28 protein-coding genes are annotated in these 23,689 nt (G+C 61.9%); 16 read left to right on the top strand and 12 right to left on the bottom strand.

The genetic code is table 11. The features are described from left to right. Positions 1-27: 27 nt before the first annotated feature. Positions 28-501 (top strand): DUF6481 family protein, encoded by a 474-nt coding sequence (locus tag ATE48_RS10990; protein ID WP_156767732.1) that lies wholly within the window; start codon positions 28-30, stop codon positions 499-501. Between the two features lie 49 nt (positions 502-550). Then, positions 551-1,009 (top strand): dUTP diphosphatase, encoded by a 459-nt coding sequence (gene dut / locus ATE48_RS10985; protein ID WP_066771428.1) that lies wholly within the window; start codon positions 551-553, stop codon positions 1,007-1,009. Here dut and ATE48_RS10980 read toward each other — a convergent pair. Further along, a complete protein-coding gene (locus tag ATE48_RS10980) occupies positions 1,006-1,572 on the bottom strand; it encodes a PH domain-containing protein (RefSeq protein WP_156767731.1) in 567 nt (188 codons plus the stop codon). The two genes, dut and ATE48_RS10980, sit on opposite strands and share 4 nt — an antisense overlap. A 96-nt stretch (positions 1,573-1,668) precedes the next feature. On the opposite strand from ATE48_RS10980, the gene ATE48_RS10975 reads away from it, so the two are divergent. Genes ATE48_RS10975 through ATE48_RS10960 form a run of 4 tightly spaced genes read left to right on the top strand, consistent with a single transcriptional unit; the run spans position 1,669 to position 5,762 of the window. Next, on the top strand, positions 1,669-2,409 hold the full coding sequence (locus ATE48_RS10975) for a HesA/MoeB/ThiF family protein (RefSeq protein ID WP_066771424.1): 741 nt from the start codon (positions 1,669-1,671) through the stop codon (positions 2,407-2,409). Next, complete coding sequence (locus ATE48_RS10970) at positions 2,402-2,998, top strand: DUF6624 domain-containing protein (protein WP_066771420.1); 597 nt, start codon at positions 2,402-2,404, stop codon at positions 2,996-2,998. Before ATE48_RS10975 ends, ATE48_RS10970 begins: the two co-directional genes overlap by 8 nt. A gap of 45 nt (positions 2,999-3,043) precedes the next feature. Next, entirely contained in the window at positions 3,044-4,072 is a 1,029-nt protein-coding gene (locus ATE48_RS10965; protein ID WP_066771418.1) for an alpha/beta fold hydrolase, read from the top strand. A 40-nt stretch (positions 4,073-4,112) separates the two neighbouring features. After that, on the top strand, positions 4,113-5,762 hold the full coding sequence (locus ATE48_RS10960; RefSeq protein WP_066771416.1) for an alkaline phosphatase D family protein: 1,650 nt from the start codon (positions 4,113-4,115) through the stop codon (positions 5,760-5,762). Here the strand turns inward: ATE48_RS10960 and ATE48_RS10955 are convergent. Then, complete coding sequence (locus ATE48_RS10955) at positions 5,759-6,586, bottom strand: glycosyltransferase family 25 protein (RefSeq protein ID WP_083197302.1); 828 nt, start codon at positions 6,584-6,586, stop codon at positions 5,759-5,761. The genes ATE48_RS10960 and ATE48_RS10955 overlap by 4 nt on opposite strands. Before the next feature lie 6 nt (positions 6,587-6,592). On the opposite strand from ATE48_RS10955, the gene ATE48_RS10950 reads away from it, so the two are divergent. From ATE48_RS10950 to ATE48_RS10930, 5 genes are all read left to right on the top strand, one after another. After that, on the top strand, positions 6,593-8,239 hold the full coding sequence (locus ATE48_RS10950; protein WP_228126587.1) for an alpha-amylase family glycosyl hydrolase: 1,647 nt from the start codon (positions 6,593-6,595) through the stop codon (positions 8,237-8,239). A gap of 58 nt (positions 8,240-8,297) precedes the next feature. After that, on the top strand, positions 8,298-8,678 hold the full coding sequence (locus ATE48_RS10945) for a hypothetical protein (protein ID WP_066771410.1): 381 nt from the start codon (positions 8,298-8,300) through the stop codon (positions 8,676-8,678). 76 nt (positions 8,679-8,754) lie between these two features. Further along, on the top strand, positions 8,755-10,782 hold the full coding sequence (locus tag ATE48_RS10940; RefSeq protein ID WP_066771406.1) for a TonB-dependent receptor: 2,028 nt from the start codon (positions 8,755-8,757) through the stop codon (positions 10,780-10,782). Between the two features lie 88 nt (positions 10,783-10,870). Next, entirely contained in the window at positions 10,871-11,701 is an 831-nt protein-coding gene (locus tag ATE48_RS10935) for an alpha/beta hydrolase (protein ID WP_066771403.1), read from the top strand. Between the two features lie 183 nt (positions 11,702-11,884). After that, positions 11,885-12,724, top strand: coding sequence for a sulfotransferase family 2 domain-containing protein (locus tag ATE48_RS10930; protein ID WP_066771400.1), 840 nt, complete (start codon positions 11,885-11,887; stop codon positions 12,722-12,724). Between the two features lie 3 nt (positions 12,725-12,727). Here ATE48_RS10930 and ATE48_RS10925 read toward each other — a convergent pair whose 3' ends face one another. The 4 genes from ATE48_RS10925 to ATE48_RS10910 form a co-directional block, all read right to left on the bottom strand. Next, the gene (locus ATE48_RS10925; RefSeq protein ID WP_066771392.1) at positions 12,728-13,357 is read right to left on the bottom strand and encodes a hypothetical protein; all 630 of its coding nucleotides are present in this window, start codon (positions 13,355-13,357) and stop codon (positions 12,728-12,730) included. Positions 13,358-13,364: 7 nt separating this feature from the next. Then, on the bottom strand, positions 13,365-13,562 hold the full coding sequence (locus ATE48_RS10920) for a DUF885 family protein (RefSeq protein WP_066771390.1): 198 nt from the start codon (positions 13,560-13,562) through the stop codon (positions 13,365-13,367). Further along, on the bottom strand, positions 13,547-13,975 hold the full coding sequence (locus ATE48_RS10915) for a hypothetical protein (RefSeq protein WP_066771388.1): 429 nt from the start codon (positions 13,973-13,975) through the stop codon (positions 13,547-13,549). The genes ATE48_RS10920 and ATE48_RS10915 overlap by 16 nt, the downstream gene beginning before the upstream one ends. A gap of 62 nt (positions 13,976-14,037) precedes the next feature. Further along, positions 14,038-15,024: a 2-hydroxyacid dehydrogenase gene (locus ATE48_RS10910; RefSeq protein WP_066771378.1), complete on the bottom strand. Its 987-nt coding sequence runs from the start codon at positions 15,022-15,024 to the stop codon at positions 14,038-14,040. Positions 15,025-15,175: 151 nt separating this feature from the next. Between ATE48_RS10910 and ATE48_RS10905 the strand changes: the two genes are divergently transcribed. The 3 genes from ATE48_RS10905 (at position 15,176) to fabB (ending at position 17,570) form a co-directional block, all read left to right on the top strand. Then, entirely contained in the window at positions 15,176-15,661 is a 486-nt protein-coding gene (locus ATE48_RS10905; protein ID WP_066774915.1) for an SH3 domain-containing protein, read from the top strand. 148 nt (positions 15,662-15,809) lie between these two features. Continuing rightward, positions 15,810-16,343 (top strand): bifunctional 3-hydroxydecanoyl-ACP dehydratase/trans-2-decenoyl-ACP isomerase, encoded by a 534-nt coding sequence (gene fabA, locus ATE48_RS10900; protein ID WP_066771376.1) that lies wholly within the window; start codon positions 15,810-15,812, stop codon positions 16,341-16,343. Between the two features lie 12 nt (positions 16,344-16,355). After that, entirely contained in the window at positions 16,356-17,570 is a 1,215-nt protein-coding gene (fabB, locus tag ATE48_RS10895) for a beta-ketoacyl-ACP synthase I (RefSeq protein ID WP_066771374.1), read from the top strand. A 77-nt stretch (positions 17,571-17,647) separates the two neighbouring features. Here fabB and ATE48_RS10890 read toward each other — a convergent pair whose 3' ends face one another. After that, on the bottom strand, positions 17,648-17,875 hold the full coding sequence (locus ATE48_RS10890) for a hypothetical protein (RefSeq protein WP_066771372.1): 228 nt from the start codon (positions 17,873-17,875) through the stop codon (positions 17,648-17,650). A 104-nt stretch (positions 17,876-17,979) separates the two neighbouring features. On the opposite strand from ATE48_RS10890, the gene ATE48_RS10885 reads away from it, so the two are divergent. After that, a complete protein-coding gene (locus ATE48_RS10885) occupies positions 17,980-18,795 on the top strand; it encodes an enoyl-ACP reductase FabI (RefSeq protein ID WP_066771370.1) in 816 nt (271 codons plus the stop codon). Beyond that, positions 18,788-19,174, top strand: coding sequence for a hypothetical protein (locus tag ATE48_RS10880; RefSeq protein ID WP_156767730.1), 387 nt, complete (start codon positions 18,788-18,790; stop codon positions 19,172-19,174). Before ATE48_RS10885 ends, ATE48_RS10880 begins: the two co-directional genes overlap by 8 nt. Here the strand turns inward: ATE48_RS10880 and ATE48_RS10875 are convergent. The 5 genes from ATE48_RS10875 to rbfA all read right to left on the bottom strand — a co-directional run bounded on the left by ATE48_RS10875 (position 19,171) and on the right by rbfA (position 23,689). Beyond that, positions 19,171-19,395 carry a putative signal transducing protein gene (locus tag ATE48_RS10875; protein ID WP_066771368.1) on the bottom strand — a complete coding sequence of 75 codons (225 nt, stop codon included), beginning with the start codon at positions 19,393-19,395 and terminating at the stop codon, positions 19,171-19,173. The genes ATE48_RS10880 and ATE48_RS10875 overlap by 4 nt on opposite strands. Before the next feature lie 206 nt (positions 19,396-19,601). Beyond that, a complete protein-coding gene (pnp, locus tag ATE48_RS10870) occupies positions 19,602-21,836 on the bottom strand; it encodes a polyribonucleotide nucleotidyltransferase (RefSeq protein ID WP_066771366.1) in 2,235 nt (744 codons plus the stop codon). 193 nt (positions 21,837-22,029) lie between these two features. Continuing rightward, positions 22,030-22,299, bottom strand: a complete 270-nt coding sequence (gene rpsO, locus ATE48_RS10865; protein WP_066771363.1) for a 30S ribosomal protein S15 — start codon at positions 22,297-22,299, stop codon at positions 22,030-22,032. Positions 22,300-22,310: 11 nt separating this feature from the next. After that, a complete protein-coding gene (gene truB / locus ATE48_RS10860; protein WP_066771359.1) occupies positions 22,311-23,264 on the bottom strand; it encodes a tRNA pseudouridine(55) synthase TruB in 954 nt (317 codons plus the stop codon). After that, entirely contained in the window at positions 23,264-23,689 is a 426-nt protein-coding gene (gene rbfA, locus ATE48_RS10855) for a 30S ribosome-binding factor RbfA (protein WP_066771354.1), read from the bottom strand. The genes truB and rbfA overlap by 1 nt, the downstream gene beginning before the upstream one ends.

Raw genomic sequence — 23,689 nt, 5'->3', positions numbered from 1 at the left:
GTCGCGCCCGGAACGGTCTCCAGGGACTTGAGCGCGCCGTATCAGGCGCTATGTAGGGCGCTCACACCTCACCTCTTCGAGTCTGACGCCGAACGTCGTTCGCGCGCCCAGGAGCCCGACTGCATGAGCTTTCAGAACCATAACGACCGCCGCGAAGCCGCCGACGCCGCCAAGAAGGCGATGCTGGAAAAGTTCAAGAACAAGGCAGCACCCACGCAGGTCGATCCGGCAGAGGCGCAAGCGCGCGTGAAAGCTGCGCAAGAAAAAGAAGAAAAGCGCGTCGAAGCCGAGAAGCGTCGCCGCGAGCGCGTCGAACTCGAAAAGATGGAACGCAAAATCGCCGCTGAGGCCGCCGCGAAGGCTGAGCGCGAACGCCAAGCCCGTGAAGCCGCGCTCGAAGCAAAGCGCCGCCGCGCAGAAGCTGAAGCCGCCGAGCAAAAGCGTTATGAAGACGAAGCGCGCCGCGATCTGGCCGCAGCGGCAGCCCGCCGCCGCCGCTAAGAGCTACGCTTAATTTGCCGTCGCAGCAGAATCGCAGCAGGGCAAAAGCATGAGCAAAGTCACGATCCAGGTTGCGACGCTTCCGCATTTCGAAGGTCTGCAATTGCCGGCGTACGAGACGGCGTTGTCGGCCGGCATGGATTTGCGCGCCGCGATTGCTGAAGATGCGCCGATCATTGTGGCGCCGGGTGGGCGCGTGCTGACGCCAACCGGGCTCACGATTGCGCTGCCCGCCGGCTACGAAGCACAGATCCGGCCACGTTCAGGGCTTGCGCTAAAGCACGGCGTCACCTGCCTCAACACACCCGGAACCGTCGACGCCGATTATCGCGGCGAAGTGAAAGTCATTCTGATCAATCTCGGGCAAGAGCCATTCACGATCACACGCGGCGAGCGCATCGCGCAGATGGTGATCGCGCCGGTGACGCAGGGGGAATGGGATGTGGTCGAGACGCTTTCGGAGACTGCGCGCGGCGCTGGTGGGTTTGGCTCGACTGGCCGTAGCTAACGCCTGCGCGAACGCAACCCGATAAAGCTTGAGCGGCGCTGACCGCGCACAGGCGCTTCTTCAACCTCGCGCTCTGCTTCCACCACCTTCTCGTTTTCGTTGGCTTCGGCGGCGCGTAGGATGGCGCGACGGTCTTCGCGCGCCAAATGGACCTCGCCGCCGCAATCAGCGCGCGCCGCTTCAATGGAACGGCGGAAGGCAACCGGATGCGCCATCGGCGGAAACACAATCCTCGCTTCGCCGGTGCCGGTGACGATCACACGTCCGTAACCGAAGATGCGCGCAATGAACGACTGATCGAGCGAGACGCCTTCGATGCTCTCAACCGCGAGCTCCTGCGTGGTGCGATTGAGCCAGCCCCGCTTTAGAATGACGCGCCGGTTGGTAACTGCAAAGTCCGTGGTCTTCATTTTGATGAGGGAGGAGATGAAGATGAAAATGCCGACGATGGCGATGCCCAGCAGGATCAAGGCCGCCCAAGCGCCGAACCAGAAGACGCCCGGCCATTGACCGCGCTGAATGATGGTCTCGCCGTCTGCCAAGCTCTCGTCGATGTAGCGCATGATCTGCCTTTCAAACTTGCAACGCAGCTGAGACGAGCCCGTTCCGCGCAGGAACTTCCGCTGGCTGCGGGGCGCGCGCGCCGCTAAATCATCCACATGCTGAGCCCTGACGAACGCGAGCGCTATGCGCGTCACATCCTGCTGAAGGAAATCGGCGGGCCAGGACAACAGCGGCTCAAGGCGGCGAACGTCGTGATCGTCGGCGCAGGCGGGTTGGGCGCGCCGGCGGCGCTCTACTTGGCGGCGGCGGGCGTGGGCCGGTTGCGGCTGATCGATGACGATGCCGTCTCATTGGACAACCTGCAGCGCCAGATCATTTTTCGCAGCGCCGATGTAGGCGCGCCGAAGGTCGATCGCGCGCAAATCGCGTTGGCGGCGTTGAACGATAATGTGGCGGTGGAGATTGAGCGGCAACGGCTGACGGAAGCGAATGCCACTTATCTCCTCAACGGCGCCGATATCGTGCTCGACGGGACCGACGACTTTGAAACGCGGTTTGCTGTGAACGCCGCCGCGCGTGCGCTTGGCGTTCCATTGGTCTCGGGCGCGGTGGGCCGATGGGATGGGCAAGTCGCGGTGTTTGCAAGCGGTGGCCCCTGCTATCGCTGCTTCGTGCCCGAGACGCCGCCCGACGCTGAAACATGCGCGCGCGTTGGAGTCGTCGGCGCGCTGACGGGCGTGATCGGCTCGCTGATGGCGCTTGAGGCGATTAAGCTCATTGCAGAATCCGGTGAACCTTTGATTGGTCGCGTGATGCTGTTCGATGGTTTGCGCGGCGATGCGCGCACTGTTGCACTGACGCGCGATCCTGCATGTCCGGTGTGTCGTTATGAGTGAGAACTGGGGACCGTTGCTCGTCGCGGCAGCGCGGCGCGATTTGGAGACGCGCGCACGATTGGTCGAGAGCGGCGAACTCTTCGGCGGCTATCACCCAGAGATGGAAAAGGTGCACGACGAGAACGCCGCGCTGTTGGCGCGGGTGTTCGATGACATCGGCTGGCCAGGCCGCCGCGAGTTTGGCGACGATGGCGCCGGCGCCGCATTCCTTATTCTTCAGCACGCGATCGGTCACCCAGATCTGCAACGGCGTGGACTTGCGCTCATCCTCGATGCAATTCCGGAAGGGCAAGCCAATCCATTGGACGCAGCCTACCTTGCCGATCGCATCGCCATCTTCGAGGGCGCTGAGCAAACCTTCGGCACACAGTTCGACTGGGATGCCAACGGCCAACTCTCGCCAGCGCCGGTGCGCGACCCGGAGTCTCTGGACGAACGCCGGGCCAGCGTCGGGCTACCGCCAATCGCGGAAACGATTGCGAACATGCGCGCCAACGCCGCGGCCGAAAACGAAACGGCGCCGCCCGACCTAGCGGAACGCCGTGCGGCTTATGACGCATGGGCGCGCAAAGCGGGCTGGCGCGCTTGACCTTCCGCCCATCCCGCGCACTCTGGCGCGCGTGGAGGGGTGAATATGCTGCGTTGGCTTATTGGCGGCGTTCTTGCGCTTATCGGCTTGGCGGCTCTGATCGCCGGAGGCGCCTATTTCGCACTGAAGCGGCCTGACATTCCATACGAAACCCTAGCCGCCCAGTATGAGAGCAGTGCGTCTCGCTACGCAGAACTGCCCGGCGGATTGCGTGTGCATTATCGCGACGAAGGCCAAGCGAACGGCCCAGCGCTTCTTCTCGTTCACGGATTTTCAGCCTCACTCCACACGTGGGAGCCTTGGGTTGAGCGGCTCGGTGATGAGTATCGCGTGATCTCGCTCGATCTGCCCGGACACGGCCTCACGCGCGCGCCGGCGGGATATCAGGCATCCATCGAAGCGTTCCGCAACGTGGTTCATGAATTTGCGCGCACGCAGGGCTTGGGTCGCTTCGTGATCGCCGGCTCATCGATGGGCGGCAACGTGGCTTGGGAATACGCACTCGCCTATCCAGAACAAATCGACGCGCTGATCTTAGTCGATGCATCAGGTTGGGAAGACACGCGCGCCGACGCCAGCGAAGAGCCGGAAGTTTTCAAGCTGCTGCGCAATCCGACGCTCGGTCCCATTCTCATCCAACTCGACAACACACGGCTCATCCGCCAGGGCCTCGAAGCGGCGTATGCAAACCCGGCTTTGGTCGACGATGCGATGCTGAACCGCTACACCCAGCTGGCGCGCGCGCCGGGCCACCGCGATATCCTGCTGCAGATGACGCTCGGATTCCGCGAACGCAATTACGCGACGGCAGAGCGGCTTTCAGCGCTCAACATGCCGGTGCTCATTCTCACCGGCGATACCGATCGAATCGTGCCGCCTGAGCATGCTCAACAATTTCATGATGCGATCCCCGGCTCGCGCTTGATCACATTCGAGGCGAGCGGTCACGTTCCGCAGGAAGAAAAGCCGGATGAATCGGCGACTGCGGTTCGTGAATTCCTGCAGCCGATCATCGAAGGCTCGGCTTTGCCGGCGCTGCCGGAAATTCAGTGCCAACCGGACGAGCGCTGCTAACGCTTCATCGAACTGACATTCGCGCCAGTAGGGATTTCGCATGTTGATCGCTCGTCGTGGATTGCTTTTCGCTGGTGCGACCGCGGTGATGACGCGTCCGGCCTGGGCGCAAGCCCTCTCGCACGGCGCATTCACGCACGGCGTCGCCTCCGGCGACCCTTTGACCGATGGCGTTATCCTGTGGACGCGCTTTGTCGGCGGCGATGGGCGCATCGCGTGGGAGGTTTCAGAGGATGAATCATTCGCGCGCATCGCCGCACGCGGTGAAGCGCAGGCAACCCCGGTCAGCGACTTTTGCGTAAAGGTGGACACGCGCGGACTGCAGCCCGGCCGCCAGTATTTTTATCGCTTCCTTGCCGGGTCCGGACCTTCACTCGTGGGACGCACACGCACGGCGCCATCTGGCGCAGACTCGCTCAGCGTCGGATTGGCGTCATGCGCGAACTATGCGTTCGGTCACTTCCACGCCTACGGGCACATGGCGGCGCGCGATGATATCGAGCTCGTACTGCACACTGGCGACTACATCTACGAATACGGCGCCGACGAATATCCAAGCACAGAGCTTGCCGTGGCGGGCCGCGCATTCGATCCAGACCATGAAATCGTAACGCTCGACGATTATTATCGCCGCTATCAGCAATATCATACCGATCCCAATCTGCTGGCGTTGCGCGCCGCCAAGCCAATCGCAGCGACATGGGACGATCACGAAATTGCCAACGACGCAACCAGCACCGGCGCGCAAAATCATCAGCGCAACGAAGGGCTATATGCCGATCGTGTCGCCGCGGCGTCGAAGGCCTATTTCGATTGGATGCCGATCCGGCGTCCGGACGAAACGCGAGCGCGGCTCTACCGGTCCCTGGATTGGGGCGATGTCGCCCGCATCGTGCTGTTGGACACGCGCTATATCGGCCGCGTACGCCAACTCGATTATCGACGCGGATTGGGGCTGCGGCTACTGTCCGACGGAGCAGGCACCGAGGCGGCTGTCGCCGAGTTCCGCACACAATTGCTTGATCCGGCGCGGACGTTGCTCGGCGGCGAGCAAGAAGCGTGGGTGGCGGAGACGTTCGCGGCGTCCAAGCAACGCGGGCAAACTTGGCAGGTGGTCGCGCAGCAAATTGCGATGGGTGAACAGATTATCGGCGCGGGCGCTGCGGCGATGGTTTCGCCCGAAGCGCACTCCAATGTTCGGCGCTACGTGACGGTCGCCGAACGCCTCGGCCGCATGCACATGCCGTGGAATCTAGACGCGTGGGACGGCTACCCGGCTGCGCGTGATCGCTTCCTACAAACGTGCACGGCGCATGCAACCAACGCAGTCATCCTAGGCGGCGACAGTCACAACACCTGGATTAACAATCTCGCCGCGCCGAACGATGCATCGCGCATGGCGGCAATCGAGTTTGCGGGTGCAAGCGTCACCTCGCCTGGCCTGGAGCAAGCCATGGCCGCCGGAGCGCCTGGCGCGCGCGAAGCAATGATGCGCAGCGCCAACCCGCACCTGGCATGGTGCGATGTAACCAATCGCGGCTATGGTGCGCTGAAGTTCACGCGCAGCGCCTGCGAAGCAGAATGGGTGGCGTTCGCGAATGTACGCGACGCCGAAGCGCCGGCGCCAACGATTACACGCATGAGTGCAACGCCAAGCGCACAAGGCGGCCCAGGCCCCTGGACAATCTAGGCCAAGCGCCGATTGGCCCAGCGGACGAATGACGGCCTTAGCGACTTTGGGGTAATACGTGCGGCGAAGTTGAGCGGCCCAATTGCGAGCCAGCGCGAAAGGCCAAAATCGCGCACACCGCGCTTCAATCGTTCAACCAAAGCCGCTCGCCTCTTCCTGCGGCGCAGATCGGCTCTCCCTTGCGGCGAGAGCGCGTCAATCGTCGAGGCGCCCAGAACATCGTGTGCGATGAGCGCGGGACTGACGCCGTAAGTATCGAGGTCCCAGGCCCACACATCACGGAGATCATGATCAATGGGCGCATAGCGCGCCCGCTCGGCGAGAAACTTGCGCGCGCCGCGAGCGCTGATGAGATAGGCGCCGGTTGTTGTCGGCACGCGAGAGTAGCGCACTAGCGAGCGGTCATCGCCCAGTTTCGCGATTGGGCGCGCGAGCAATTTTGTCGGGTACGAAAGGCGCACGATGTCCCATTGCTCCGGCAGCACCGCCACTAAGGCATCGAGTGCGGTAGCAAGATCGTCGGGAAGCCCGACGTCATCTTCGAGCACCAATGTGGGCGATGGAAAATCGCCAACCGCAACGCGCTGCATGATTGCTAGATGGCTGGCGTAACAGCCGATCTCACCCGGCGAGAGGCCAGCATCGACCGGAAAGTAACGCGCAATCCCGCACGGCAATTGATCGCCGCGTAGAGCTGCGAAGCGCTCATACTTCATGGCCGCGCGCTTGAGCTCGACGCTCATGTGCGCCATGCGCTGGGTGTCGCGATCCAGATTGATAACAACAGCGCCGATCATGCGCCGCTTTGGTGGCGCATAAAGCATGATTGCGTGATCCCAGGATCATGGGATGGCGGCGAGCACGACTGCGCGCTTGATTTGTGCTGCGGCGTTGGCCATGCCTTGTACATGACCGATTGGTGGCGCGGCGCTGTCGTTTATCAAATCTATCCTCGCTCGTTTTGTGACTCGAACGGCGACGGGATTGGTGATTTGAGGGGCGTGATCGAAAAGCTCGATCACATAGCGGCGCTTGGTTGCGACGCTATTTGGCTGTCGCCGTTCTTTACATCGCCCATGAAGGATTACGGCTACGACGTCGCCGACTATCGCGGTGTTGATCCACTTTTTGGTTCAGCGGCGGATGCCGACGCGATGATCGCCAAGGCCCACGCGCTCGGACTGAAGGTTATCATTGATCAAGTCTGGTCGCATTCTTCTGACCAGCACGCATGGTTTGCGGAAAGCCGTGCAAGCCGCGAGAACCCGCGCGCCGATTGGTATGTCTGGGCCGACGCCAAAGCCGATGGCTCGCCGCCGAACAATTGGCAGGCCATGTTCGGCGGTTGTGCGTGGACCTGGGACGCGCGGCGGCGGCAATATTATCTGCACAACTTCCTGCCGGAACAGCCAGATCTCAACGTGCACAATCCGGCGGTGCAAGACGCCCTGCTCGACATTGCGCGGTTTTGGCTCGAACGCGGCGTTGATGGCTTTCGGCTTGATGTCGTGAACTTCTTCACGCACGACCGGCAGTTGCGGGATAATCCGCCGATCACGACGCTGAAACGCGCGCCGCCGCGTCCGCATCAGTTCCAGCGCCACCTTTATGATCGCACCCAACCGGAAACGCTGGATTTCATCGCGCGCTTTCGTGCACTGCTCGATGAGCACGGCGCAATGGCGGTCGGCGAAATCGAAGACGAAGAGCCACTCAGAGTTCAGCGTGATTACACAGATGGACCCGACAGGCTTCAGACGGCCTATTCCTTCTTCCTGCTGAGACAACGCACGATGACGCCGGCCGTCATCAAAGACGCGATGGCGCAATGGGAAGGCGCGTGCGGCTGGCCCTCATGGTCGCTTTCCAATCATGACGTCATTCGCTTTCCCACGCGGCTGGCGGATGGCGATCTGCAGCGCACCAAGCTGATGATGGCGCTGCTGCTCGCACTGCGCGGCACGGCGTTTATCTATCAGGGCGATGAATTGGGATTGCCGCACGGCGACGTCTCGTTCGAGCGTTTGCGCGATCCGGAGGCGATAGCGTTTTGGCCTTCGGGGATTGGCCGAGACGGCGCGCGAACGCCTATGCCTTGGGCGCGCGATGCCAACATGGCCGGTTTCACAAACGCCGATGACGCGTGGTTGCCGCTTGATCCACGTCATCGCGCTCTTGCAGTCGATGCGCAGCGCGAAGGATCGATGCTGGCGTTCACACGCGAGGCGATTGCGCTGCGGCGCGCAAACATGGCGCTACGCGAAGGCGAGTTCATCGCGCTCGATGCGCCTGAGCCGGTGTTGGCGTTCGAGCGCCTCGCTGGGGACGAACGGATCGTCTGCCTCTTCAACCTCGGGCCCGATCCGGTGAAGCGACCGCTTGGCGGGGGAAAAGTGAGATTAGCGATCGGCCAGGCGGAACTTCTGACCGGCGCCGCGGCGCTCGGCGGCTATTGCGGGCTGTTCGTCGAAACGTGAGAACTCTGATTTCCTTGGAGTTTGCATTAACCCTGAGTGATACAGTATAACACCTCGCATGCGATGGAGGGGCAGAAGCCGCCGTGACTTTGGGCGCGCCACGACGTGGCGTCGGCAAGCGTTTACGCTTGTCGCCTTCGTCGCGGTTCTGCTGCAGGCGTTCGTCATCCAGACTCACATCCACGTCCCGGTTGCGCCGGTTGCTTCCGCCGCCGTGTCTGGGTCCGATCAAGCGCCGCACGCGACAGCTTCGAACCACCATCGGTTTGCGTGCGTATTCTGCCAGGCTTTGGCCGCTGGCGGCGTGGCAACACTCACGACCAGCGCGATCGTTCACGGCGCATATCAAACCAACACCGCAAGCGACATCGCGCTGGCTTTAGCGCCGCACACACGCAGCCATTCGTGGCAGAGCCGCGCACCACCCTCCTTCCTCTGAACGCACACACGCTCGCTTGAGCGATCGTCCGCACGCCTAGACGCGTGCGCATTCCAATTTGTGTTCTGAGGCATTCATGTTTTCCCGCACCCATGCGCGCACGCGCGCCATTTCGCCGTCCCACCTCCCTATTGTGTTCGTTTTGCTTGCAGGCGTGATCACGCCGTCCATCGCCTTCGCACAAGACGAAGATGACGAACAAGAAATCGTCGTCACTGCGCCGCTTGAAGGGTCGCGCATCGAAAGCCTGCAAGGCGCTGAGGTGCTTCGCCGAGACGATATCGTGGCCGAGCTACATGGCGGCCTTGGCGACACGCTCGATTCAACCCCAGGCATCGCCACAACCTTCTTTGGCGCTGGCGCGAGCCGCCCGATCATCCGGGGCCTCGGCGAAGATCGCGTTCGCGTGCTGCAGAACGGCATCGGCGCGATCGATGCATCGACGGCGTCCCCCGATCACGCGGTTACCTCTGACGGCCTGGATGCCGAGCGCATAGAAGTACTGCGCGGCGCGGCAGCCTTGGCGTACGGCGGCAACGCGATTGGCGGCGTTGTGAACGTTATCGATCAAACCATTCCGACGCGCGCCATCGACGGCATGAACTTTGAGGGACTAGCGGCCCATTCCACCGTCGATGACGGAACCCAGGGCGCTGCGAACGTTGGCTTTGGCGCGGGTCCGTTCGCGCTGCGCTTAAGCGCTGCGGCGCGTGATACGGACCCCTACGAAACGCCAATCGGCGAAGCGCTGAACCAATGGACAAGCGTGCGCTCGTATGGCGTTGGCGGTTCCTTGCTTGGCGATTGGGGCTTTGCCGGACTCGCCGTGAAGAACACGCAGGACGAGTACGGCTTGCTGCCGGAAGATCCATCCGAGCCCGGTGGCCACATCGAGATGGAACAGACGCGCACCGAATCGCGCGGCGACTTCCGCGTCGCTTGGGGGCCGTTCGATCGGCTGGATTACGGCGTGCAGCAATCGGACTACGCGCACACCGAATTCGAAGGTGATGGCACGGCCGGAACGCGCTTCAGCAGCAAAGGCTGGGAAGCACGGCTCGAAGCGCACCACGAGAGCGGCCGGCTGGACGGGGCAATCGGCATTCAATTCAGTGACGTCGATTTCGGCGCCGAAGGCGATGAAGCGTTCATCAGCGCAACCAACACCCAGGACACAGGCGCGTTTGCGGTCGAACGCTACGACCTTGGCACATGGGGCCTGGAAGGCGGCGTCCGCTTCGAGCGCCGCGAACTTTCAAATCTGACTGCAGGGGCGCGCAAGTTCGACAATGTGAGTGCATCCGCAGGCATGTTCGTGCGCCCGGCAGAAGGCTGGTTCGTAGGAACGACGCTCTCACGTGTCGAGCGGGCGCCTACCGCGTTTGAGCTATTCTCCGACGGCCCTCACCTGGCGACAGCAAATTACGAGCTGGGCGACGTCAATCTGAGCCAAGAGACGGCAACATCACTGGAAGCATCGGTGCGCTACCAGCACGGGCCGGTGCGGTTCGAGATGAACTTCTACGGCATGGAATTCTCGGACTACATCGCTCTCGTCGAACGCGGCGATGTCTGGTGGTCAGATGAAGACACAGGCCTCAGCGGCTTTGTCGCGGACGAAGCCAGCGCACCGGCGGGCGCAGACACGACCTTACCTGTATTCAACTTCGTTCAGCGCGACGCAACGTTCGTGGGCGGTGAGATTTCTGCGGCGGCGCAACTCTTCGAAATCGGCGGTTTCGCGATCACAGCGGACGGTGCGCTTGATCTCGTTCGCGCGGAGTTCGTCGGCGGCGGTCACCCGCCGCGCATTCCGCCGCGCTCGCTCACCCTCGGCCTCGAAGCCGAGAACGAGCACTGGACAGCGCGCCTCGAAGCTGTTGACACGGCCAAACAGGACGAGCTCGCGGCGTTCGAAACCGAAACCGACGGCTACACCTTCATCAATGCAGGTCTTGCGTGGCGCGCGAACGAAAATTGGACGCTCCGCCTCGACGGCCGCAACCTCACCGATGAGCTTGGCCGCGTACACAGTTCATTCCTGAAAGACGAGCTGCCGCTGCCGGGGCGCAATTTCCGGCTGACCTTGCAAGCAAGTTTTTGAGCGCGTCCTGCCGCGATCTATCCTTCGCTGTGCAAACCGGTCATGTTCGGTCCGCGCGGCGAAATAGATCGCGGCACGGGAGCTTTCAATGACGCAGGCGCAAGCAGCTGAACCCTGGGACATTGGCCGGGGCGTGAGCGGCTATGCGTGGCGCGTTCCGGAATCACGCGGCACTATTTTGCTGATGCACGGTTTTGCGGAATACGCGGAACGCTATGTGAGCCGCTACAGCGGCCTCATCCCGCATCTCAATACTTTGGGCTTTGATGTCTACGCGTTCGACGCGCAAGGCCACGGCCGCACAGCAGGCGCGCGCGGTGTTGCTGACATCCGCCGCGCCGTTGCAGACCACCAAGTAGCGCGCCGGGTTTTGAACAAACAGGCAAAACCGCTCTTCGTATTCGGCCATTCGCTCGGCGGCTTGATCGCGGCGGCGAGCGTCGCTGAAAACGCAGAAGGTGTTGCGGGCGTCGTGCTGAGTGCGCCCGCGCTGCTGATCGAAGTTCCGGCGCACCTGCGATTGATCGCAAAGGTTTCGGCTGTGCTTGCGCCCTCTTTCCGCCCATTGCCCGCTGGGCCGTCGGATCGCATCTCGCGCATTCCTGCTGAAGTCGAAGCCTACGACAACGATCCGATGATCACGGCGCTCAGTATTCCATCCAAAGTCGGCGCAACGGCAATGGATGTCGCGGATAAGGCATGGACCCGCTACGCTCGCTGGACGACGCCGGTCTTGGTCCTGCACGGCGCACGCGATGAACTCACTGATCCCAAAGGCAGCGAACGTTTCATCGCCGCAATTCCCGCGTCAGACAAACATTTGGAAGCTTATCCAGAAGGTCGTCACGAGCTCTTGAACGACCTCGATCGCGAGGCGGCATTGGCGCTCATTTCAAATTGGCTCACCACGCGCGTTTGAAGCGTACTCACGACACAAACTTTCGAAGAAGCAATGCGCGTCTCCACATTTATCGTGCGCACGCCATACTTCGACAAACACCTGTCATAGCGACGGAAATATCTCTGTGCACCGTTAGCACTGTGAGGGTGAAAGCAAGCTGGCGCGAAAGTTCCCTCACGAGTCGCGTGTGCGAGGGAATTCATGCTGGAACGGAAGTGGCTGCGGCTGCGCTATCAATTGAAGAGCATCATTGGGCAGGCGCCGAAGCGTGTCGCGTTTCTCCACATTCCCAAATGCGGCGGCACCACTGTCTTCCAGCACTTCAAGACCAATATCGGCGGCGGCCGTTCCGGCAAGATCGCACAATTCGACTCCGTCAATTTCTCAACGCTCGATGATAAGACGCTCGAACGCTCGCGACGTGCCCGCTTTGTTTCGGGCCATTTCGGCTGGACTGCACTCACCAAGACAAGCGCCGACGCCTTCCGCTTCACTGTGCTGCGCGAACCTTATGATCGGCTCGTCTCGCTGTACAAATTCTCGCGCGCCAAGCAGCATTCGGATAATCCAATCTTCAGCGCCGTCTTCGAAGCAGCCAAACAGCGAAGCTTTGAGGATTTCTGCCTCAGCAAAGAACCCGAGCTCAAAACGCTGATCGATAACGCGATGACGCGCGCGCTGGCCGACGATTACTATCCCTACAGCCCGCCCGAGCCCCGTTACGTGCTCCATTGGGCCAAACAGCACGTGGATCAGCTCGATCTCGTCATCGATCTCGCCGATCTCGACGACACTCTTCCCACGCTGGCCAAAATCACCGGCACCAAGCTCGCCCGCCGGCGTCAGTGGCGAAACAAGACCCCAGACGCGCCGGTCAAAGTGTTGCCACGCAGCGAATTTGAGAGCGACGAAGGCTTGATGCGCGTGATCGCGCAGGATTGCATGCTTTACCGGCATGTCTTCCCGAACCGGTCGAAGACATCGTTGCAGTTTGCCGCGAACAATTGGGACAGCGCGCCGAAGCGCACTGCAGCGCACTAGCGCCTATTGCTGTGACGGCGCGCCTATCGTCAAGCCAAACTCGCTGACGATAGGATCGGCGGCGCGGATCGCAGGCTCATTGGAGCTGAACTCTCTATCGCCCATCGCGTTGGTGTTCGGCTCGCCACGCGGCGTAAAGCGTATGCGCGTGTTGCAGATCGGGTTTTGGCTGAGGACGCCGGCGCTCCAATCGGAAACCCAGCCACCATAATCCCAACCGAAGCCCCAGAGCTTAAACGGCATTACGTTGATGCGTTCGATCTCACCGATCGGCGTGCCAATTGTGTAGCCTTCAGCGCCGCGCCATTGCGTGCCTGCATTCTCGATGCCGACTGATGCAGGCGCAGTGCGTGCCTCGTTCCAAACCAGAACGAGCCGGCGCGTAACGTCGTTCGGGAAAACCACCGTCGCTTCATAAGTTTCGCCCTCCGCTCCAGGCAGGGTTTGGGTGACAACATTCTCGGCGCCGAACCGTTGCGCCAATGCGTCGGGTGTCAGCGCCGCGAAACTGGTGCAAGAGAGAACGAATTCGCTCGCCGCAGCGCCTGGCAGTTGCGGCGCTGGCGGCGCGGAAGCCTGCCCGCATGCGGTGAGTAAGGCGGCGAACATCACTGTGGTCAAAAAGATGCGCATTCGATCCTCAATGCCTATCGCGTTCGGCGGCAATCCATTCAGTTACGTTTGCACGCAGCGTCGTCAACGGCACCGACCCGTGCTCCAAGACGCGGTCATGGAAATCACGCACGTCGAAGCGATCGCCGAGCGCCGCCTGCGCTTCGGCGCGCAACGCCAGAATTTCCAGGCCGCCGCTGTCGTAAGCAGTCAATTGCCGGGGCATGAGCTTGACATATGGCTCACAGACCACAATTCACGGCGGCACACGCGCATTTGCAGCCCAGATTCCAGACGCTCACGCATCCCGGCGACGATGGCGCGATCGGATGCGCTGAGCTCTGTCAGCCTCAGGGCACGCAGATCGCGCAGGATAACTTCGCCGTCTGCTTCGGCAGCGCGCAAAGCCGCAGGACTCACATCGCCCCAATGCTGATTGTCCACCCTCCCCACATCGGCGGAGTATCCGAGCAAGGGATCGATGCGGATCTCGAGATCGATCATGCGATCGGCGAGAGCGCTTAACGCAGCCGTTTCGCTGTTGGCCGCAATATCGTGCGAGGCCTGCTGCGTCGGCGTACACGCCGCGAGCGCTGCAATCGTGCATGATGCGACAACTGCCCGGATCGAACGTTTCATGAGCCATCCCCTGCCGCTCACCTTGATGGCTGGGCAGGGAAGCGCAAGCGTTTTGCGTTACGTCACAGCATCGCTGGGATGACACGATCCGGCGGCTTATGGCCGTCAGCGAAGGTCTTTATGTTGATGATGACCTTCTCGCCCATGTCGATGCGACCTTCGATGGTGCCGGACCCCATATGCGGCAACAGCACGACATTGGTGAGCTTCTTGAGCTTCGGATTGATCGCGGGTTCGTTCTCGAACACGTCAAGACCAGCCCCGGCGAGTTCGCCCTTTTCGAGCATACGTGCGAGCGAGCCTTCATCGATCACTTCGCCGCGGGCGGTGTTGACGATGTAGGCGTGTGGCTTCAGCAGCGCGAGTCGGCGCGACGAAAGCAAATGATACGTCGCCGGCGTGTGTGGGCAGTTCACCGAGACAATATCCATGCGCGACAGCATCTGATCGAGGCTGTCCCAATAGGTTGCATCGAGTTCGGCTTCGATGTGCGGCGCCACCTTGCGGCGGTTGTGATAGTGGATCTGCAAGCCGAACGCCTTGGCGCGACGCGCGACGGCCTGACCAATGCGGCCCATGCCGATAATCCCGAGACGCTTGCCTGTGATGCGGCGGCCCATCATCCAGGTCGGCGACCAGCCGGTGAACTTATCCTGCTCGATGATCTTCACGCCTTCGACGATGCGGCGCGGGACAGCGAGAATTAGCGCCATCGTCATGTCGGCGGTGTCTTCGGTGAGCACACCCGGGGTGTTGGTGACGGTGATGCCGCGTTGAACGGCGGTGGCGACGTCGATGTTGTCAACGCCGGCGCCAAATTGGGCGATCAAGCGAAGCTGATCGCCGGCGCGCGAAAGAATGCGGCTATCGATGCGATCGGTCACGGTCGGCACCAGCACATCGGCGCGCTGCACCGCCGCGGCGAGTTCCTCGGCCGTGAAAGGCTTGTCTTCGACGTTGAGCTCCGCGTCGAACAATTCTTTGAGGCGCGTCTCGACCGGATCCGGGAGACGGCGCGTTACGACGACCTTGAGCTTCTTCGACGACATTTAACTTCCATAAACCACGCCGCGCCGGGCTCCAAGCGAGGGCATAATGGCGCCAGTTTAACCCGAGTATTAAGCCCGCTTTCACGGCGCCTCTGCATGATCTCCGCCTTCCCTGCCGGCAATGGCGAGGGGCCAGATCAAGAGTTGGGTCATGCGCAGTGGGATTTGTGCCGCGATCGTCGCGGCGACCGCCCTGTTTTCCCTGAGCTCGGCGACGGCCGACCAGCCGGCGCACTTCATGAGCGTCCGGATGGACGGCGTCGAAGGTCGCCAAGGCCCGGGCGCCGATCAGCGCGTCGCGTGGCTCTATCAGCGCGCCGGGTTGCCGGTGATGGTGCTGGCCGAGCGCGAAGGCTGGAAACGCGTGCGCGATCCTGACGGCGATGAAGTCTGGATGCGGAGCGAAGATTTGGAAGCACGGCGCACCGTCTATGTGCGCGAACAAGCGACGTTGCGCCGGACGGCGCGGGCCAATGGACAAGTCGTCGCCTATCTGATGCCCGGGGTCATTGGCGCGGTGACGCGCTGTGATGGGGATTGGCGGCGGGTCGCCGTCGGCGGACGCATCGGCTGGGTCCAGAACGCCTCACTTTGGGGCGGCGAATGCGCCGGCCTCGATCAAGCAACGCGACCCTGACGCAAAGCGCGATGCGGTGGCCCGAGGGCCCCCGAACCGCCCGCCGACCCTAGATCCGTGGCGTCAGGCCATCGTCCTTGCCTTGCCCCTGCCTCCCCCGGCCTGTAAGCCGGGCGGGATTTTCCCCCTTTTCCGGCAGAGACGCAGCATGACCACCGCAGGTCCCTCCAGCCTTTCCTATGAAGACCTGATCGCCGCCGGCGAGGGCAAGATGTTCGGTCCCGGCAATGCGCAGCTGCCGCTGCCGCCAATGCTGATGTTCGATCGCATCCCGCAGATTTCGATCGATGGCGGCTCGGCCGGCAAGGGCCACATCATCGCCGAGTACGACATCAATCCAGAACGTTGGTTCTTCGAATGCCACTTCCGCGGCGACCCCGTCATGCCGGGTTGCCTCGGCCTCGACGCCATGTGGCAGCTGGTGGGCTTCTTCATGTGCTGGTCGGGCTCGCCGGGACGCGGCCGCGCGCTCGGCGTGGGCGAAGTTGCATTTCGCGGGCAGATCACGCCGAAGACCAAGCTCGTGACCTACGAAATCGATATGACGCGCGTCATTCGCCGCTCGCTGCACATGGGCGTGGCCGACGGCATCGTGAAAGCAGACGGCGTTCCTATCTATACGGCCAAGGACCTCAAAGTCGGCCTGTTCTCACCAGAACAGCTCGAAGCCCAGATGAAATAACGGGAGCAGTTTATGCGTCGCGTCGTCGTCACCGGCATGGGGATCGTCTCCTCGATCGGAAACAATACGCAAGAAGTGCTCGCCAGTTTGCGCGAAGCCAAGAGCGGCATTCGCGCGGCGCCCGATTACGCTGAGCGCGGCTTCCGTTCGCAAGTATCGGGACAGCCGCAGCTCAATCCGGAAGACGTCGTCGATAAACGCGTGATGCGGTTCATGGGCGAAGGCTCGGGCTGGAACTACATCGCCATGGAACAGGCGATCACCGATAGCGGCCTGCAGAAGGACGAAATCTCGCACGAGCGCACCGGCATCATCATGGGCTCGGGCGGCCCGTCCGCGCGCGCCATCGTTACCGCTGCCGACACGGCGCGTGAGAAAGGCGCCAAACGCGTCGGGCCGTTCGCGGTGCCGAAGGCGATGAGTTCGACGGCAAGCGCCACATTGGCGACGCCGTTCGAAATCCGCGGCATCAATTATTCGATCAGCTCAGCCTGCGCGACGAGCGCGCATTGCATCGGCGATTCCTACGAACACATCGCCGCGGGGCGTCAGGACATCATGTTCGCCGGGGGCTCCGAAGAGCTCGACTGGACACTCTCCGTGCTGTTCGACGCCATGGGCGCGATGAGCTCGAAATATAACGACACGCCGGAGAAGGCCTCGCGCGCCTACGATAGGAACCGCGACGGCTTCGTCATCGCCGGCGGCGCTGGCGTGCTGGTGTTGGAAGAATACCAGCGGGCCCGCAAGCGCGGCGCAAAGATCTACGCTGAGGTCGCGGGCTATGGCGCCAACAGCGATGGACACGACATGGTCGCGCCCTCCGGCGAGGGCGCAGCGCGCTGCATGAAGATGGCGCTGAAATACGTCGATCGCCCCGTCGATTATCTCAATCCGCACGGCACTTCGACGCCGGTGGGTGATCTTAAAGAGATGGAAGCGGTGCGCGCGGTGTTCGGTTCGAAGTTGCCGCTGATTTCGAGCACAAAGTCTCTGACCGGCCACTCGCTTGGCGCGGCCGGTGCGCAGGAAGCAATCTATTCGATTCTGATGCTCAACAACGGTTTTGCCTGCGAGAGCGCGCACATCGAAGACCTCGATCCGGCGTTCGAAGATCTGCCGATCCTGCGTCAGCGCGTCGATCGTGAGCTGAACTGCGTGCTGAGCAATTCGTTCGGATTTGGCGGCACCAACGCGTCGTTGGCGTTCACGCGCATCGCGGCCTGATACGCAACTGACATCACAAATGGCGAGCGCCAGCCCCTAAAGGCCGGCGCTCTAAGCGATCCCGTTGAGACGAGGGGTTAGTTCGTCGCGAGTTCGCCCGTTTGGTTGGCGGCGAAGCCGTTCTGCGCCACCTCAGCTGCATCAGAGAACGAACCTGTGGCCAATGTCAGGCCGGTGACTGCGCCAATCATCAAGAACGCGACGAACACCGCGCCCCAGAGCCAGCGCCACCGCGATGACGGTGGATCGACCTCGATGAGGTCCAATGCGTCATGGTCGATGCGGGTTTCATAGATTTTGGCCATTCGGGCGTCCTGAAATCTTCGTGCTGCTGAACGCCGCCAACCCTTCAGGGTTCCGATTTGACTGCAAAGCGGCTATGGCTCCCGACAAAGAGGAGCTTTGAGCTATGGCCGACGAGTGGGTGTTTCCGAAGGGCGAGTTGATGCGCGGCAAGCGCGGCCTGATCATGGGCGTCGCCAATGACAAGTCGATTGCGTGGGGCATTGCTTCACAGCTCGCAGCCCAGGGCGCGGAACTCGCCTTCACTTACCAAGGCGACGCACTCGAAAAGCGCGTGCGCCCGTTGGTCCAAAGCATCGGCGCCGACACCATGCTCGAGTGCGACGCGACCAACGATGCGCAGCTCGATTCCGTCTTTGACGCGCTGAAGCAAAAGTGGGGCAAGCTCGACTTCCTCGTCCACTCCATCGCCTTCTCCGACAAAAACGAACTCAAGGGCTCCTTCGTCGAGAATACGACACGCGAGAACTTCCTGCGCTCGATGGATATCTCCGCCTTCTCGTTCGTCGCAGCCGGCAGACGCGCCTCAAAAATGATGGAGCGCGGCGGCTCGATGATCACGCTCACCTATCTCGGCGCCGAACGCGTGCTGCCAAGCTACAACGTCATGGGCGTTGCCAAAGCGGCGCTCGAAGCATCGATGCGCTACATGGCGCGCGACCTCGGCCCGGCCGGTATTCGGGTCAATGCGATCAGCGCGGGCGCGATGCGCACGCTCGCCATCGCCGGCATCCAAGGTGGCCGCGGGCTCATCCAAACCGGCCGCGAATGGTCGGTAATGAAAGAAGACACGTCGATGGAAGGCATTGCCGGTTGCGCGCTCTGGCTATGCTCAGACCTCGGCCGCTCGACCACCGGTGAAGTCATCCACGTCGACGCCGGCTTCCACATCGTCGGCGTGCCATCGCCGGACGGTGAATAAGCTGGAGCCGATAAAACGCGTTGCCGCTGGGCTGCTCGGTTTAGGCGGCGCGGCGAACGGCGTGTTCATGCTGGCTGCGCCGGCGCTTTGGTACGACAGCGTTCCGGGGCTGGCGCACACCGGACCATTCAACGCGCACTTCGTTTCCGACATCGGCGTTGCGTATCTTGTAGCAAATCTCGCACTGCTCGCGCGGGCGTGCCGACCGCGCTATTGGCCCGCCGCTATCGCGGGGGCTGCGTTCATGTGCGGGCACGCTATGATTCATGTGCTGGATATCGCGATGCAGCGCACTGGCAATGCCAGCGTCGATGCTTGGCTTGTGATCGTGCCGGCGTTGCTAGCCGCGTGGGCCGCGACGCCGACAAAGGAAGCTTAAATTTCCATCTGCGCGTCGCGAAGGACAGCTTGCGCCTCTTCCGCATCATCTTTGTGCGCGAGCAAGCGCCAGCCGTGTTCCATCATCGATGGATCGTAGTCGGCGAGAAGCGCGTTGAACTCCGGCATGAGGGTCTCGATGCCTTCACTGCGTAGGAGAGATTGCGCAACAGTCGCCTCTGGGCGCGACGCAAAGCGGGCGACGATCACAAGATCCGACATGGCGCCGAGCCTAGCACCGGAAGCGGCAAAAAAGAGACAAGCCTATGCGGCGCGCTGCGTCCATCTGCAGGAGCGCATGGGAACCCATAGAAAGAGGCCGACGAGCGCCATTTGAGCGAGGTAAAAGATTGCAATCCCATCGCCCTATTAAAACAAAAGCCCGCCTCTTGCGAAGCGGGCTTTTCCGATTGCGTTAACGCTAGAGCTTAGTCGCCCGAGCTCTCGCGACGCGGTCGATCACGGCCGCCACCGCCACGACGCGGGCCGCGATCACCGCGGTCGCTGCGTTCACGGCGCGGACCTTCGTCGACCGCTTCCTCGCCAAGTTCAGCGGTCAGATCAGCGCCTGTGGCTTGATCGACAACCTTCATCGAGAGGCGAACCTTGCCGCGATCATCAAAGCCGAGGAGCTTCACCTTCACGGTGTCGCCTTCCTTCACAACATCGCCCGGCTTCTCAACGCGCTCACGCGCCAATTGGGAAACGTGGACAAGGCCGTCCTTAGCGCCGAAGAAGTTCACGAAGGCGCCAAATTCCATGACCTTCACGACCTTGCCTTCGTAGATCTGGCCGACTTCCGGTTCGGAGGTCAGCGACTTGATCCACTTGATCGCCGCTTCGATCGACTCGGCGTTGGCCGAAGCCACCTTCACCGTACCGTCGTCTTCGACGTTCACCTTTGCGCCGGTCTTTTCCACGATCTCGCGGATCACCTTGCCGCCGGTGCCGATCACGTCGCGGATCTTGTCGGTCGGGATTTTGATCTGCTCGATACGCGGGGCGTTCTTGCCCACTTCGCCGCGCGGGGCGTCCATGGCCTTGTTCATCTCGCCAAGGATGTGCAGGCGCGCGCCATGGGCACGGTCGAGCGCGACTTGCATGATCTCTTGCGTGATGCCCGCAACCTTGATGTCCATCTGCAGCGAGGTGATGCCCTTCGCGGTGCCGGCGACTTTGAAGTCCATGTCGCCGAGGTGATCTTCGTCACCCAGGATGTCGGTCAAAACTTCGAAGCCGTAGTCTTCGAGGATGAGACCCATCGCGACGCCGGCGACCGGCGCCGAAATCGGAACGCCCGCATCCATCAGCGCCAGCGACGAACCGCAAACCGTGGCCATCGACGACGAGCCGTTCGACTCGGTGATCTCCGACACAATGCGGACCGTGTACGGGAATTGCTCAGCTGACGGCAGCACCGCCTTCATTGCGCGCCAAGCCAACTTGCCGTGGCCGATTTCGCGACGGCCGGCGCCACCCATTCGACCGGTTTCACCGACGCTGTAGGGAGGGAAGTTGTAATGGAGCATGAAGCGCTCTTTGGTCGTGCCCGAGAGCGCGTCGATGAATTGCTCATCTTCGCCGGTGCCGAGCGTGGCGACGACGATCGACTGCGTTTCACCGCGGGTGAACAGCGCCGAGCCGTGCGTACGCGGCAAGAATCCAACCATCGATTCAATCGGACGAACCTTATCGACCGGACGGCCGTCGATGCGGCCCTTTTCCTTGACGATGCGGGTGCGGACGATGTCGCTTTCGACAGCCTTGAAGACCTCTTTGAACACATTGGCGTCGACGCCATCCGGGTTCGCATCAGACTTCACCAGCGCAGCCTTGGCTTTGTCGCGTTGCGCGCCGACGGCGGCGTAGCGCTCGTCCTTCTTGGTGATCTTGTAGGCCGAGGCGAGATCGCCGCCGACGAGGTCGAAGATTTTCTTTTGCAGCGCCGAGTGATCCGGCGGGTCGAACGCGAACGGCTCTTTGCCGGCTTGTTCGGCAAGATCGATGATTGCATCGATCACCGGCTGCATGCCCTTGTGTGCGAGCGAAAGCGCTTCAAGCATCTGCGCTTCACTGAGTTCCTTCACTTCCGACTCGACCATCATGATCGCGTTGGCGGTGCCAGCGACGACGAGATCGAGATCCGAAGTCTTCATCGCTTCGATGGTCGGGTTGAGAACGGCCTTGCCGTCGATCCAGCCGACGCGGCTGGCGGCGATCGGGCCCATGAACGGAACGCCCGAAATCGTCAGCGCGGCAGAGGCCGCAACCATGGCGAGCAGATCGGATTCGTTTTCGTTATCCCAGCTCAGCACCGTGATGATGACTTGGACTTCGTTCTTGAAGCCCTCGACGAACAGCGGACGGATCGGACGGTCGATCAGGCGCGACAACAACGTTTCGCGTTCGGTCGGACGGCCTTCGCGCTTAAAAAAGCCGCCAGGAATGCGGCCCGAGGCGAAGTACTTTTCTTGGTAGTTCACGGTCAGCGGGAAGAAGTCTTGTCCCGGCTTTGCTTCCTTCGCGTAGACGACGGTCGCGAGCAGCGCGGTTTCACCCCAGCTGGCGAACACGGCGCCGTCAGCTTGGCGCGCAACGCGGCCGGTTTCGAGCGTGAGCTTGCGCCCGGCCCAATCGATGGAAACGGATTTGGTATCAAACATACATCTAACTCCAGGCCGGAAGCCGGTGCTTCCTCAGGCCTTGTCGGTACGCAACAGCGGATTCTGTTGCGCGAATTGCCTCCGGCCCGAATGGCCGGAGGTTCGTGCCTGCGCGAACGCAGGAAGTTGTTCGTGAAGAGTGATCGCGGAAGGTCTGAAGCGTTTGCGCCAGCACCCTTCACCGGGTGAGCGCTTAGCGGCGCAGGCCCAGCTTCTCGATGATCGCCTGGTAACGGGCGGCATCGCGATTCTTCAAATAGTCGAGCAACCGGCGGCGCTGGCTGACCATCTTCAGAAGGCCTTGGCGCGAGTGGTTGTCTTTCTTGTGGGTCTTGAAGTGTTCGGTCAGGTTGGCGATGCGCTCAGAGAGGATCGCAACTTGAACTTCCGGCGAACCAGTGTCGCCTTTGCTCTTCGCATTATCTTTAATGAGCGCAGCTTTGCGCTCTGCAGTTACCGACATCGGGACTCCTCTTAGTCAGAGATGTTGAACACGCGGCTAGGCTCAAAGCGCCCGGCTCGCACGTCACCCAGAGCCACGGCCTTGCCCTCATAGAGAGCCAATGCCGCCCGGGACGCATCGACACCGCCGATAAGGCGATCTCGAAACTGCGGCTTCAACGTCTCCACCACATGCGGGAGGAGGACGATCGGCCGTCCCTGTCTGAGCTTGAACGCGTCCTCTCCATTGATGGCCAGTGCCGGGATGTCGTCCAGCGCGGTCTCAACGGGTTTAAGGCGTTCTGACGCGGCGCCCTTATGACCTAAATCCACAAGCGCGTCGAGGGTGACAGAATCGGCCTCGGTGAAGGGGCCGACGGCGGTGCGGCGGAGGCGCCAAACGTGCCCCTCCGCACCCAATTTGGCCGCAAGATCGCGAACCAAAGCTCTGATATAAAAGCCTTTTCCGGAGCGAAACCGGAAGGTGGCGAGGTCGCCATCGGTCTCGACGAGCTCGGCCTCGTAGACCGTGACCTGGCGCGGCTCGAGCTCAACGGTCTCGCCCGAGCGGGCAAGATCGTAAGCGCGTTCGCCGTCGACCTTTACGGCGCTGAACTGCGGCGGCACCTGTTGGATGTCGCCGATGAACGCGAGCAGCGCCGCGCCAATGGCCTCCGGCGTTGGCCGAACCGGCGAGGACGCAACCTCTTTGCCTTCGCGATCCTGGGTATCGGTCGAGACACCCCATTTGATCGTGAAGAGGTACGTTTTCCGCGCCTCCATTAGCCACGGCACAGTCTTCGTCGCCTCGCCCAACGCGATCGGCAAGATGCCGGAAGCCAGCGGATCGAGTGTACCGGCGTGGCCGGCCTTCTGCGCATTGAAGATGCGGCGGACGGCAGAAACCGCGTGAGTCGAGGTCATGTCGTCCGGCTTGTCGAGCACGACCCAGCCGGAAACATCGTCGCCTTTCTTCCGGCGGCCCATTAGCGCTCGCCCTCTTCTTCCTCGTCGTCGTGCTTCAAATCGCGCGCGACTTCAGGGCTGGCGAGAAGCTCCTCGATGTGGCGCGCTTCGTCGTAGGAAATGTCAGGCTGGAAGTGCAGTTCGGGCGTGAATTTCAGATCGATCCTGCGCGCCAGACGGCCACGCAAGAATGAAGAGATGCGCGTCAGCCCATTGGCGATGCGTTGCGGATCGCCTGGTCCAAGAGAAGAGACAAACGCCGTCATGTGCTTCAGATCCGGCGAGGCGCGCACTTCGCCAATGGTGACGTAGGCGCCTTTGAGGTCCGCATCACGAAGCTCTTCGCGCGCGACGATATCGACCAGAGCGTGGCGCACGAGTTCAGCCGCGCGCAATTGGCGCTGCGAGGGACCTGCGCCCTCATGACCACGAGACTTGCGTTTCAT

It is taken from the genome of Candidatus Viadribacter manganicus, from assembly GCF_001679665.1.
GTDB lineage: Bacteria > Pseudomonadota > Alphaproteobacteria > Caulobacterales > Aquidulcibacteraceae > Vitreimonas > Vitreimonas manganica.
This window is presented reverse-complemented; position numbering and strand designations above follow the sequence as displayed.